The 13,363-nt window shown below is 69.3% G+C and carries 10 protein-coding genes; 7 read left to right on the top strand and 3 right to left on the bottom strand.

Annotation, left to right across the window (positions count from 1 at the left end; translation table 11 throughout):
• The first annotated feature begins 28 nt into the window (after nucleotides 1–28).
• Entirely contained in the window at nucleotides 29–520 is a 492-nt protein-coding gene (locus tag IPV09_RS03660; RefSeq protein ID WP_207473755.1) for a sigma-70 family RNA polymerase sigma factor, read from the top strand.
• Nucleotides 517–2,697, top strand: coding sequence for a hypothetical protein (locus IPV09_RS03655; RefSeq protein WP_207473754.1), 2,181 nt, complete (start codon nucleotides 517–519; stop codon nucleotides 2,695–2,697). The genes IPV09_RS03660 and IPV09_RS03655 overlap by 4 nt, the downstream gene beginning before the upstream one ends.
• A gap of 8 nt (nucleotides 2,698–2,705) precedes the next feature.
• On the opposite strand, the gene IPV09_RS03650 is transcribed toward IPV09_RS03655, so the two are convergent.
• Nucleotides 2,706–3,989 (bottom strand): O-acetylhomoserine aminocarboxypropyltransferase/cysteine synthase family protein, encoded by a 1,284-nt coding sequence (locus tag IPV09_RS03650; protein ID WP_207473753.1) that lies wholly within the window; start codon nucleotides 3,987–3,989, stop codon nucleotides 2,706–2,708.
• 127 nt (nucleotides 3,990–4,116) lie between these two features.
• Between IPV09_RS03650 and IPV09_RS03645 the strand changes: the two genes are divergently transcribed.
• Together IPV09_RS03645 and IPV09_RS03640 are read left to right on the top strand one after the other, a co-directional pair.
• Entirely contained in the window at nucleotides 4,117–5,976 is a 1,860-nt protein-coding gene (locus IPV09_RS03645) for a PQQ-binding-like beta-propeller repeat protein (RefSeq protein WP_207473752.1), read from the top strand.
• Entirely contained in the window at nucleotides 5,973–7,859 is a 1,887-nt protein-coding gene (locus tag IPV09_RS03640) for a hypothetical protein (protein ID WP_207473751.1), read from the top strand. Before IPV09_RS03645 ends, IPV09_RS03640 begins: the two co-directional genes overlap by 4 nt.
• Here the strand turns inward: IPV09_RS03640 and IPV09_RS03635 are convergent.
• Entirely contained in the window at nucleotides 7,842–8,654 is an 813-nt protein-coding gene (locus IPV09_RS03635) for a sulfite exporter TauE/SafE family protein (RefSeq protein ID WP_207473749.1), read from the bottom strand. The genes IPV09_RS03640 and IPV09_RS03635 overlap by 18 nt on opposite strands.
• Nucleotides 8,655–8,827: 173 nt before the next feature.
• Here IPV09_RS03635 and galE point away from each other — a divergent pair, with 173 nt between their 5' ends.
• On the top strand, nucleotides 8,828–9,817 hold the full coding sequence (gene galE / locus IPV09_RS03630) for a UDP-glucose 4-epimerase GalE (RefSeq protein WP_207473748.1): 990 nt from the start codon (nucleotides 8,828–8,830) through the stop codon (nucleotides 9,815–9,817).
• Nucleotides 9,818–9,842: 25 nt separating this feature from the next.
• Nucleotides 9,843–9,971, top strand: a complete 129-nt coding sequence (locus IPV09_RS14125; protein WP_242681201.1) for a DLW-39 family protein — start codon at nucleotides 9,843–9,845, stop codon at nucleotides 9,969–9,971.
• A 3-nt stretch (nucleotides 9,972–9,974) separates the two neighbouring features.
• Here IPV09_RS14125 and IPV09_RS03625 read toward each other — a convergent pair whose 3' ends face one another.
• Nucleotides 9,975–11,900, bottom strand: a complete 1,926-nt coding sequence (locus IPV09_RS03625; protein ID WP_207473747.1) for a hypothetical protein — start codon at nucleotides 11,898–11,900, stop codon at nucleotides 9,975–9,977.
• A gap of 127 nt (nucleotides 11,901–12,027) precedes the next feature.
• Between IPV09_RS03625 and IPV09_RS03620 the strand changes: the two genes are divergently transcribed.
• Nucleotides 12,028–13,363 (top strand): sensor histidine kinase (locus tag IPV09_RS03620; protein WP_207473746.1); only part of this gene is annotated, 1,336 nt, incomplete at its 3' end.

Here is a 13,363-nt window from a genome sequence, read left to right as displayed (position 1 = left end):
AACGGTCGCCATCGACGTGGATAGGGATGTGGAGACCGATTTCGAGCGGTGGGTTGCCGAGCACCAGGGACACCTGGTCTCGTATGCCTACTTGGTCTGCCACGACCGCGAAGAGGCCCGCGACATCGTCCAGGACGTGCTGCTGGCAATCCACAAGCGCTGGCAGCACCTGATCCGCGCCGGCGACCCGTTGGCCTATGCCCGCCGTTCCATCACCAATGCCACGGTCGACCGCTGGCGTCGACACGGCCGCCACGAGGCTCCCCTGCCGCCGACCTCCGAACGTCCCGAAGCAACCGACGAACCCGGACGAACCACCGACGCCGTGCTCGCCTGGCAGCTGTGTGGCGAACTGCCGCCGAGCCAACGGGCCGTGGTGGTGCTGCGCTACTGGGCTGACCTGCCCCACCAGGAGATCGCCATCGTCCTCGACATGCCCGAGGCCACCGTGCGCTCCCACCTGCACCGTGCCCTGGTGGCCATGCAGCCCCGACTCACCCGGGAGGACCTGAAATCATGACCGACGACCAGAACCCGCAGAACCTGACGCCCCCGGATTCCCCAGCTCCGGACGACCGCGCTCCGGACGACGGGCGGACAGAGCAGGCATTCCGGGATGCCTTCGCGACACACGCCGGCGACGTCAATTCGGAAGGCATCTCGGTTCCGACCCGGACAGGGCCCCGACTGCACTGGCTGGCGGTGGCCGCGGCAGTCATCGTGGTGGCCATGATCGGCGCGCTGGCGATCCGCCAGTTCAGCCTGAACGAGGTGGCAGACGGTCCGACGTCTTTGGTCAGCACGCCACCCCCGGCGACGGCGACCGGACCACAGCTGGGCTCGCTGCCGGCACCCGAACCCGGTTTCCAGTGGGTGTCGTCGCGCGACGTCGCGGTTCAGGTGCCCGGTACCTGGGGGTTTGCCAATGCCCCTCAATTCACGAACCTCTGCAGCCTGGAAGGGAAACCGCAGGAGGAGCCCTACTACTCCACCTTCACCGGCGTCGTGCCGATGGTGGCGATCGCCTGTCCCGGGACGCTGACCCGTGAGCGTGACGTCATGCATCTTCGGCTCGTTCGTGGCAACACGTCCGACCCCTTCCCTGAGTGGTACCGGGTCAAGGAGGTGAGCGGTATCCAGGTGGCCGTCGCCGTGCCCAGCGGTTCGGCCGAGGATGAGGCCCTCGCCGAGAAGATCCTGGCCAGTGCCATCACGTTCACCGCTGACCAGGCCGGATGCACGCCCCGCTCGCCCATAGACCGGCTGCCGTGGGTCCGTCCCGCGCCGGCCTCCGACATCGAGGTGCTGTCGGAGGTGACGTCGATCTCCGTATGCCAGTACGAACGTCCCACCACGGCGGCCGAGGACCAGCAGCCCGGGCCGAGATTGGTGGCCTCCGCGGTCATTCCTGCCGCCGAGGTTCAGGGACTGCTCCAGGCCATCCGGTCCGCTCCCGCGACCGACCCGGCGAAGGTCGCCCGATGCGCCGCGACCGCAGCACAGAATGACGGGCTGGTGTTGATGTTGCAGACCAGTTCCGGACCTCGCGAGCTGTACGTCTACGTCGACGACTGCCATGGCGGCATTGACGACGGCACCGCCGTGCGGACAACCATGGCCGACTGGTGCGGACCGGCAACCAGAACTGAACCCGTGGGGGTGCTGCAGATGAGCTCAAGGGTGGGCGAGGCATGCTTCCCACTCGCCCCGAGCCCGACGCCCACACCTGTGCCCCGGACCTCGCCAGCGCAGCAGCCATCGCCCACTTCCCCGCCCGCCGCGCTGAGTGGCCTGCCGGCACCCATGGACGGATTCCAATGGGTCTCCAGCCGGGACGTGGCCGTCCAGGTGCCCGCCGAATGGGACTACGCGACCGCACCCGGTGGCGATTGGTGTGGTGGCGCGAAGAATCGCTTCCCGAGCGTGCCCTACTACTCAAGCTTCACAGGGTCACTGGCGCGGATGGCGATCGGTTGTCCGGGCCCGCTGCCCCGTGAGCAGGACGTCATGCACCTCTCCCTGAGCAGCCCCTACGGTGACCCTGTCGACCTCCAGGCCTGGCACCGAACCCGCGACATGGGCAATGTCCTGGTCACGGTGGCGGTCCCCAGCGGTCTGGCGGCCGACGAGGCGCTGGCTGACAAGATCCTGGCCACGGCCACGACCTTCACCAGGGATCACGTCGGCTGCGCACCGCGCTCCCCCATTGACCTGTGGGCGTGGACCCGACCCACCGAAAAGTTCGACGTGACCGCCGTCGGCCAGATCGACTCCCTGAGTCTGTGCCAGTACCAGAAGTCTCCGGAGTCAGCCGCGGACACCGTCCCCGGCCCACGGCTGATCGCCTCGCAGCGCCTCACCGGCGACGCTGCCCGCGCGATGCTCAGCGCCATCCAACAATCCCCGGTCGGCGGCGGGCCCAACCTTCCGGACAGCTGCCTGGCGGAGTACCACGACACGTCGGCCATCGTCGTCCGCCTCGCCACCGCCCAAGGCGTCCGCGAGTTGTACGCGACCGTCGGCAACTGCCGCAACAATGGCATCGACGACGGGACGAACCTGCGCGCGGTGACCCCCGGGTGGTGCTCGCCGCTGTTCACCAAGCCGCTGCTGTGGAGTTCCATGAGTGGGGCGGTCGCGTCGCTCTGTGACCCTGCCGGTCAAGTGCCCGGCGCCACGCCCAGCCCCACTCGTTGAAACCAGGGTCAGGACAGCTTGGCCAGCGCCTGCTCCAGGTCGGCGATCAGGTCGTCCACGTGCTCGATGCCCACCGACAGGCGGATCATCTCCGGCGGCACCCCGGCCGCCTGCAGTTCCTCCTCGGTGAGCTGGGAGTGGGTGGTCGAGGCGTTGTGGATCACCAGCGACTTGGTGTCGCCGATATTGGCCAGGTGGCTGAACAACTCCAGGCCCTCCACCACGGTCGAGCCGCCCTCGCGTCCGGCCTTGAGCCCGAACGCGACCAGGCCACCGAAGCCGCCCTTCAGGATGCGCTGGGCCACCTGGTGGTAGGGGCTGGACTCCAGACCGGGGTAGTTCACCCACGCCACGGCGGGGTGCTGCTCCAGGTACTTCGCCACCGCCAGCGCGTTCTGCGAATGGCGCTCCATGCGCAGGTGCAGCGTCTCGATGCCCTGCAGGAACAGCCACGAGTTCATCGGGGTGATGGCGGCTCCGGTGTTGCGCAGCAGCACGGTGCGGGCCCGCAGGATGTAGGCGGCGGGGCCGGCCGCGTCGGTCCACACCACGCCGTGGTAGGCGCCGTCGGGGCCGGTGAGGTTCTTGAACCGGTCGGCGTGGGCCGTCCAGTCGAACTTCCCGGAATCGACGATGATGCCGCCCATCGAGGTGCCGTGGCCGCCCAGGTACTTCGTCGCCGCGTGGATCGCGACGTCGGCGCCGTGGTCGAAGATGCGGGTCAGGTACGGGGTGGGCACGGTGTTGTCGATGACCAGGGGCAGGCCCTGGGCGTGCGCCGCCTCGGCCCAGGCATCGACGTCCATGACGTTCAGCTGCGGGTTGCCGACCGTCTCACCGAAGACCAGCCGGGTGTTCTCGTCGACGTGCCGGGCCAGGTCCTCGGGCTTGTTGGGGTCGACGAACCGGGTCTCGATGCCGAACTGCGGCAGGGTGTGGGCGAACAGGGCGAAGGTGCCGCCGTACAGGGTCGACAGGGCGACGATGTTGTCGCCGGCCCCGGCCAGGTTCAGCACGGCATAGGTCACCGCGGCAGCACCGGACGCGGTGGCCAGGGCGCCGACACCACCCTCCAGCGCGTTCACCCGCTCTTCGAAGACACTCTGGGTGGGGTTCATGATGCGGGTGTAGATGTTGCCGGGGGTGCGCAGGGCAAACAGGTCTGCCGCATGTTCGGTGCTGTCGAAGACGTACGAGGTGGTCTGGTAGATCGGCACCGCCCGGGCATTGGTGGTCGGGTCGGCGGTCTCCTGACCGGCGTGCACGGCAAGGGTTTCAGGACGAAGAGTCATGGGCTCCATCGTTGGTCACGCCGGGGTCGTCCGCTAGGGGGGTCCACGAAATGCGGTGTTCGCCCGCGGCGAAGACGGCCGACCGCAACACTGTTCCAGATGGCCGTCCCGGGGCTACCCTGAGGCCATGTCGGAGCAGCCATCGCAGCGCCCCTGGCCGACACCTGCCCCGCCCCAGAGCCCCGTCCACCCTCTCACCGTCACCTCTGACAGCGTCACCTCGCGCCTCCCCACCTCGCAACCCGGCCAGCAGAACCTCGTCCCCCACGAACAGCCGGGCATTGTCGCCACTCCCGCCGTCCGACAGCCCGCCACCTGGCTGGCGGTGGCCGCGGTGGTCATGGCCACCGTCGCCTCGTGGGCCCTGGCTGCGGTGGCCCGACCGGCGCCGCTCTACCCGGACGTGCCCGCCGCCCAGTACGTGGCACCCTCGGGGCACCGCACCGTCCTGCGCGACGAGGGGGGCAGCTCGGTGGTCGAGACCTCCCACCTGCCCGGTAGCCAGGGATGGGTCGAGCGCTCCGAGGCGGGCTGGGGGGCGATCGGTGGCCTCGAGTTCGAGGACCTGCAGACGTGGCACTGGGTGACCGAGACCGAGATGGCCGAGGACTCCACGACCCAGACCTTCTACCACCTGGGCGAGCAGGGTCTGCGGGTCTTCAGCGGCGGCACCACCACGTTTGAGTTCTCGGCCATCCCGGCCGTCATCGAGCTGCCCCCGGACCCGACACCGGGCACCACCTGGCAGCAGGAGTCGACGCTGCACCTGATGGGGTCCGCCCGCACGCTGAAGCTCGTCCGCTCCGCCTCGATCGCCGCGTCGCCCCTGGGTGAGGACTGCATCACCGTCACCTACCAGGACACCATCGACGAGGAACCCAGCCAGTCCGCGATCACCCGCTGCCCCGGCCGTGGCATCGTCGCCTGGGACGGGGCGAGCCTGACCACCGAACCGTTGACCTGGGCCGAGAAGGCCCTGACCACCGCCAGTGCCTCGGTGGACTTCAGCGCGCTGACCCCGATGCAGTCGGCCATCAAGAACGGTACCCTCGACCTGACGCCGTCGCTGGGCTCGGCCCCGGTGCCGCTGGGCACCGGCTTCGCCTACATCCACCAGGTCAGCAACCAGCTGGGCTTCCTGAAGCCCCACACCGCCGACGGCGCCGACCTCGGCCTGCAACTGGGCTGGGTGCGCCGTCCCGGGCCCACCACCCTGGCCCTACTTGGTGCTGGTGATCTGGTCGTGGCCGCCACCAGCGACCGCCAACTGGTGGCCTACGACGTCGACGGCCTGATGCGCTGGCAGGTGCCCACCGGCGACATCGCGGGGCTGCCCCCGGTGCAACTGGACGACGACACCTTGGTCATGCTGACCCTGGACGGCTTCCTGACGGCCCACGACCTGCGCACCGGCGCGCAGCGCTGGCGGGTGGCCGCACCCGCAGGTGAGGTGCCGCTGAGCATCATCGAGGTCGACGGGCGTCCGATGACGGTGCTGGTCGCCGGGCCTGACGTGCACCTCTATGACGGTCCCGCGCTGTACCTGTCGTTCACGATGCTCGACCAGGTCACCTCGGTGGTGCGCACCCCGTCCGGGTTGGTGGTGGCCGACACCGGGGGGCTGGTCAGCCTGGTCGACCTGGACGGACGCGCCCACTGGTCCACCTGGACCGATGAGTGCACCCAGCTGACGGCCATCGGCGACTCCGTCTTCTGCCCCCAGGAGACCGACCTGCTGGCCTTCTCGGCCGCCACCGGGGCACCGCTCTTCACCCGGGCCCTGCATGCCCAGACCCTGTCCAGCGACGGGTCGCTGCTGGCGGTGCTCACCGCCGACGGCATCACCGTGCTGGATCCCTCCGGCGACGTGCGCTCCGTGCTCCCGATGGCGCCACGCCAGGCGTACTCGTCCTGGTTGGTGCGTGGTCGCGACAACCTGTGCGTGATCACCAATCTCAGCGAGTTCTTCCGATGGGGCCGACCGTGACCACCTTCGACCCCGATGCGACCGTGCGTCGTCCGCGTGCCACCGCGGCACCGGGCCCACCACAGCCACGGCGGGTGGCGCCCCGGACGGCGCCGACCCCGCCCGCCGGGCCGCCCCTACCGACAGTTCCCGGCCCGGCCGCGGCCTGGGTTCCACCGAAGCCGGGGCTGCGCACCGTCATCGCCCAGATCGGCGGCAAGGTCATCGTCGACCCGATCAGGGACGGCTTCCCCGACACCAGGCACTGGCCGCGGGGCTTGGTGTCGGTCATCGTGGTCGCCGTGTTCGGCATCCTGGTGTGCTCGGGCATGATCCTGGGCTCGGGATGGATTCGGGGCGCCGACGACCCTGTGCCGGTCGGTGGACAGCAGCTGGTCGGCAGTTGGTCGGTGATGGTGCTGTTGTGGCTGTGCGTGTTGACCATCGCCCTGGGCCTGACCGCCAACCTGCACATCCACATCGGGGCGCGCTTTCTGGTGCTGCCCCTGCTGCTGTCACCGTTCCTCAGCGTGCTCTCGATCGCGTTGTTCCCGCCCTCCTGGTCGGCCGCCGGCGGTGTCGCGGCCATCGTGGCCATCGTGGTGTTCACCGTGGCCAGGATCGGGCGGCGCTTCGCCTGGTTCGAGTTCCCGGTGCTGCTGGTGCTCTCGGCGTTGGCGGTCTTCGTCCCGATGGGCTCGGGGATCCACTTCAGCTACGACTTCCGCGCCACCATGCTGCTCACCCTGCTGGTCACGTTCACCACCCTGGCCACCCCGGCGCTGATCGTCACCGGCTACTCGGCGGCCCAGGTGGCGGTCTCGCTCTCGGAGTGGACCGCCGACCGGGTCACCCGGATGCTGGAACGCCCCGCCACCATCGCTCTGTCCCTGATGCTCGGTGCTGCCGTGATCATCCGGGGGGTGGCGCTGTCCCGGGCCGGCGACCCGTCCTGGAGCCCGGAGGTCTGGGTCACCTCGATCGCGGTGCTCACCGCGGCGCTGCTGCTGTCGCTGGGGTTGCTGCGGTTCCGCCGCGACAAGGGTCTGCACCCGGTCCCCCCGGAGGCGCTGGACAACGCCTGGACACCGCTGGCCTACCCGTTGGCGTTCCTGGTCGTCCCCCAGTTGGCGCTGAGCCTGCTGGCGATCCACGTCGACATGTACCTGGACATCTTCAAGATCGGCAGCCTCGACCGGGTCGTCGAGGCGACCCAGGGCACCATCGCCAATGCCGTGATGCGGGTCATCTCGGTGGGCGGGGCACTGTGGCTGGCCGTGGTCAGGGCCAGGCGCAATGACCGGATCACGCCGGTCGTGCTGGCCTGCTACTGCGTGCTGATGCTGATGTCGGCGGTGCGCACCCTGACCGGCGGGGCGTTGCGGATCATCTGGACGATCGACGCCCTGGCGGTGGCGCTGGTGGCGCTGACCTTCGTGATGGTGGCCCTGTTGTGGATCCGTGAGGGGCATCGCGAGGTGGTGTGGAAGCAGGTGCTGCTGGTCAGCGCCCTGGCCACCCTGTTCCGCTTCCGGGAACCGCTCTCGGAACCGAGTCTGGTCTTCGCCGGGGTCTCGGGCACCATGGTGATCCTGCTCAGCCTGTTCTGGCGCATCCTGACCGACGGGACCCTCACCCACGGTGACTCCCAGGCGCTGCCGCGGGCCAGTCGGGTGCTGTTCTTCGTCACCGCGGTCCTGCTCTCGGCGGTGACCCTGGCGTGGTCGGCACAGACTCGCATCACGGGCATGAACGACCATGCCCTGATCGGCTCCCTGGGCGACCACATGCTCGGCAAGCCGCTGATGATGGCCGCCGGCATCTGCGCGGTCATCGCCCTGGTCGGCCGGCTCACCGACGACGACCCGGGGCTGGCCCGGTTCGGGTCAGAACAGGGCCGGTAGCGCCTGCGCGGAGGTGTACAGCGCCACCCCGCACACAAGCACCGCGAAACCGATCGACAGTTGCCGATTGTTCGCCCTGGCCGCCACGGCCGCGCCCAGCAGCAGCCCGACCACGGCGAAGGTGACCAGGGGGGCGACCAGCACCCACGGGGGTTGCACACCCGACGGTTCCGAAACCCACCTGGTCACCAGGGCCGCCGCGCACGAAATAGCTATCACCATCAACGAGGTGCCCGCCGCCTTCCGCATCGGCACCCCCAGCACCAGGGTCAGGGCCGGGACGATCATGAAGCCACCGCCCACCCCCAGGAATCCGGTCAGGAAGCCGACCACCGAGGCGACGGCCGCCACCTTGGCCACCTGCGCCCAGTCGAAGCGTCCCTCGGCCCACACCGGACGCGACTCGTGCACCGCGCCGGTGGGCGGCGTGACGAGTTTGCGCACCATGGTGAACCCCGTCACCAGCATCAGCACCGCGAAGCAGGCCATCAGCACCGCCGCGTCCACCCGGTGGGCCGCCAGCGCGCCCACCGCCGACCCGGCCACGGCCGCAGCCCCGAAGACCAGACCCTGGCCGACGTCCAGGCGCCGCTGCCGCCACGCCAGCCACGCCCCTAGAACTCCGGTGACGCCGACGACGACCAGCGACCCGGTGGTGGCTTGCAAGGGGGTCTGGTGCACCGCGTAGACGAGCACCGGCACGGCCAGGATCGCCCCGCCGCCGCCCACCGTCCCCATGCTGAACCCGATGGCCAACCCGGCCACCACCATGATCAGGAGTTCGAGGATGCTCACGGTCCCACCCTAGTTCCGGGCGACGGCATCCCAGCAGACTGCCCCAGGACCGGCTAACCAGGTGACTTCCAGCCCTGAAAGGCTCATCCTGGGGCATTCTGCTGGGTCCTCACCGCCCCGCCAGCGTCACGGCCCCCTAGCATGGGCGGTGCAGCCATCCCTAGGAGAAGCCCATGTTGGTCCTGATCACCGGCGGCGCCGGATTCATCGGCAGCACCGTCGCCTCGGCGTGCCTGGACGCCGGTCACCAGGTCGTCCTGCTCGACGACTTCTCCACCGGACGCCACGAGTACGTGCTGGGTCGTCCGGTCCACGAGGGTGACGTGGGCGACCGGGCCCTGCTGGACCGCGTCTTCACCGAGCACCGGATTGACGCGGTGGTGCACTGCGCGGCGAAGATCGTCGTGCCCGAGTCGGTGGCCGACCCGCTGGGCTACTACGAGAACAACGTGGCCAAGACCATCACCCTGCTGCAGGCGATGGCCGCCCACGGGGTCGACCGGATGCTGTTCAGCAGTTCAGCCTCGATCTATGCCACCAATGAGGTCTTCCAGGTCACCGAGGAGTCTCCGCTGGACCCGGGCAGCCCCTACGCGACGACCAAGTTCATGGTCGAGTACGTGCTGCGGGACACCGCAGCCGCGACCGACGTGCGGGTGATGAGCCTGCGCTACTTCAATCCGATCGGCGCTGACCCGCAGTTCCGCACGGGGCTGCAGACCGAGAAGCCCAGCCACGTGCTCGGCAAGATGATCGAGGCGTGGCAGAACCACGACACGTTCACCGTCACCGGCGTCGACTGGCCCACCCGGGACGGGTCGGGCATCCGCGACTACATCCACGTCTGGGACCTGGCCCGGGCCCACGTCGCCGCCCTGGAACACTTCGACCAGGCCACCGCCAATGAGCCCTACCAGGTGGTCAACCTGGGCACCGGCAAGGGCGCCACCGTCAAGGAGTTGGTGCAGGCCTTCGAGGCCGCCACCGGTGAACCGTTGCGCTCCACCGACGGGCCGTCGCGCCCCGGGGACGTGGCCGGCGCCTACACGGTCAGCACCAAGGCCGCCGACGTGCTGGGCTGGACCGCCGAACTCACCGAGGCCGACGGCATCCGCGACGCCCTGGCCTGGCTGCCCCGCCGACGCGAACTGCTCGGCTTCTGATCGGGCCAGCACATAGGGTGACTGCATGAAGAAGGTCATCCTGGTCGTGCTGGCAACCCTCGGAGTGGCCGTGGCCATCGCCGCCCGTCGTGAGGTGCGACGCGCCGAGGCCGAGGCCGCGCTGTGGGCGGAGGCCACCGACCCCATCGAGTGACCCTCAGCGTTCCTCGCGGGTGCAGCTGCTCCACTCCAGCCGCAGGGTGCGGTCACGGCCGTGCACCAGGATGCGGTCGGCGCCGCGGGCGGCTGCCACCCAGTCGTTGTCGTGGCGCCAGTAGTGCGGGTTCTGGGCGACCCCGTCCACCAGGAAACGGCCCTTGAACTCCAGCCGGTACTCGTGGGGACGCTGGGTGGTGGTGGTCGAGTTCGAATGGTCGACGTTGAAGACCATCGCCCCACGCAGGTGGTGCAGCGTCGACGTCTTCAACATGGCCACGAAGGACTGCAGGCTGCTGAACTCGCTCAGGTCCGAGGCCACCACCGCCCACCCGGTGACCAGCCCCCGCTGCACCAGCTCGGTCTGACTGACCAGTTCGATGCGTTGCAGCGAGACGATGCCGACCAGGCTGGTACCGATCCGCCCGGCCACCAGCCGCGCGCCCAACGTCGTCTCGTCGAACTTCACGAACGGGAAGTGCAGGTGGCTGTACTCGTGGCGCCGGGCCTCCAGGTAGCCGCGCCGGGTGCGCAGGTCGTGCAGCGCCAGCAGGACGTTGTTGAACTGCCCGACGGCGGGGTTCACGCCATTGCCCACCCAGGTCGTCGGTGATGGCGGACGACCCTCACCGGTCAGGTGCGTCGACCCCGGATGGGTCGAGAAGATGGAGATGTCGCGCGGGAAGGCAGCGTGCCACAGGTGCTGCTGGTCGCCGAATTCCCCCGGCCGGTAGTTCTGCGCACTGGAGATCAGGTAGTTCGGGGTGCGGTAGGTGAAGACATTGGCCCGGTGCAGGGCGGTGCCCGAAATGATCGGGTTCAGCGCCCGCAGCAGTGTCCGCTGGGCCGCCGGTGACTTGACCTTGGAGAAGGCCACCAGCGGACTGAGGAAACGGTTCTCCTCGAGCCGGTAGCGGGTCAGCGCCTTCATGGTCAGGGTGATCGTCTCGGGGGTGACGTAGGCCTGCTGCCCCCAGGCGGTGCGCACCAACCGGGTGAAGCGCTCCTCCTCCGGGGCGTTGCCCAGGCGGCGGTTCACGTCGTCAATGGCCTCGTCGACGTCACGCCCCTGACTGGTGCGGATCTGGCGGGCACCCTCGGCCTGGGCGATCTCGACGATGACGTCCGGCACCCGGTACTTCTCCCGGGCCACGAAGATGGCCGACAGCTGGTCGTGGTCGAACCGGGGCGGCGAGGCGAACGCCGAGGCCAGAATCACCTCGACCTCGGCCCGGGTGGGGTCCATCTTCTGCGGGCGGTGCACTCGTCCGCCGCTGGCCGCGAAGTGTCCCTGGAAGCGGTGCAGCGCCATGTCGAGCAGCAGCAGGTCGAGCACCATCGCGGCCCGGGTGGCCAGGTCGTCGTTTTCGGCGTGGTCGACCAGGGCCACCAGGGCGCAGGCCATCAACTCGTAGTAGGTGTTGGACAGCCATTCGCTGAAGCCGTGGTGGTAGCGGTCCTCGAGCCACTCCAGCAACTGCTGGTGGGCGTGGGCGCGCTTCATGGCGCCCGTGCGTCCGTCGTTGGAAAAAGTCTCGTCGGGATAGAACTGCCCCGCCAGGTACTCACAGGTCGCGAAGAGCAACTGGTGGTTCTCGGTCCAGGTGCACATGCCGTCGCGGCCGGGCTCCTCGATGCCGTACCGGAAACCGAGGACGGCGCTGCGCACCTGTTCGCGGGTCACGGGCGGCAACACGTCGCTCGAGGTGTGCAGCAGCTTCAACAGCACCAGCATCCTGTGGTCGGACAGGTCAAGGCGGGCGTTGACGAAGTCGAGCATCTGGTAGAGCCAGGCGCGGTGGATCGGACTGGTCTCGATCTGGCCTGCGAGCGCACGGTAGCCCCACGCGGCGGCACCGTGGGCAGGCACGAGGGGGATGCCCATGACGCGGCCACTGTCATCGGCGGGGACAGGCTGGACGCTCATTGGTTCTCAGGCTAGTCCCGATGGGGCTGTTGTGAACATCGTTCGTACGGTGGACACAGGGCCCGCCGGGTCAAAGCATCCCTCAGTCTGACGGCCCGGGTCAGTGCCGCGACCTAGGCTTGCTGCGATGAGTTTTCCCGCAGGGCCACGACCCGCATCGTCCGAGGACTCCGCGTTCAAGCTGAACGCGGTGCTGGTTGCTGCTGCCAGCGTGCTGCTGGGCGTGCCCCACCTGGCCATGCTGGCCTACGGGGGCGAGGGCCTGATGGCCTACGTCACCGGCCAGACCATGATGGTCAGCCTGTTGTGGCGACGCCGCAACCCCCGGCTGATGCTGACCATCGTCACCATCGCGGGCATCGTCCAGATGCTGACGGTGACCTGGCCCACGGGCTTCCTGGTCGCCATCCCGATCGCGGTCTACTCCTACGCCCGGTGGGTCGAGGGACGCCCGCGGCTGGTGCTGCTGATCGGGTGCGCCGCCGCGGTGCTGGGACCGCTGTCCTGGTTCCCGGGCCTGTTGAACCGGATGGCCGCCCAGTACGAGTCGGTCACCGGCGAGGTGATGTCCCTGGTGCTCTTTGTGCTGGTCTGCGCCGGTCTGGTGGTCACCCCCTACGCCTTCGGACGGCGGGTGCGTGACGCCGCCATGGTCAAGGAGCAGCGGCTGCGCGCCGAGCAGGAGCACTACCAGTCCCTGCTGCGTGGCCGCGAGCATGCCGCCCGCATCGCCGAGGTGAACACCCGCAACCAGATCGCCCGGGAGTTGCACGACATCGTGGCCCACTCGGTGTCGGTGATGATCGTCCAGGCCGAGGGCGGCCGGGCGATGGCCGCCAAGAAACCGGAGGCCGCGGCCGAGGTGCTCACCACCATCGCCGAGACCGGACGCGACGCGCTCACCGAGATGCGCCGACTGGTCGGCGTGCTGCGCGGCGGCCCCGACCAGCACGTCGACTACAACCCCACCCCGGGCGTCGATGACCTGCCCAGCATGGTCGAACGGGCTGGGGACCGGGTCGCGCTGCACCTGTCCGGTCAGCCTCGTCCGCTGTCGCCGGCGATGGAACTGACCATCTATCGGATTGCGCAGGAAGGCGTCACCAACTTCCTCAAGCACGCCGGCCCCGAGGCCCGCTGCATGGTCAGCCTCATCCATTCCCCCCACCAGGTCGTGTTGACGGTCACCGACAACGGTCTGGGCGCAGCGGCGACCAGTGACGGCGCCGGCCACGGGCTGCAGGGCATGCGCGAACGGGTCGCGGCCATGGGCGGACGCCTGACGGCACTGCCCCAACCCCACGGAGGTTTCATGATCAGAGCCGAGTTCCCCACCCCGGACGGCGACCCCTCGACCGGTCGCCATCCGAGCCCCGGCCAGCGGCCGCGTCCTGCCCCTGGCAGCCCGATGCCCGCGCCCCCACTGCGTGCGGAGCTCCGCCTTGCGCGCTCCCCTCCCCTCG

Origin of the sequence: Tessaracoccus sp. SD287 (assembly GCF_017355265.1) — a bacterium.
Lineage (GTDB): Bacteria > Actinomycetota > Actinomycetes > Propionibacteriales > Propionibacteriaceae > Aestuariimicrobium.
The sequence above is the reverse complement of the archived record's forward strand: the minus strand, read 5'-3'. Positions and strand labels throughout refer to the sequence as shown.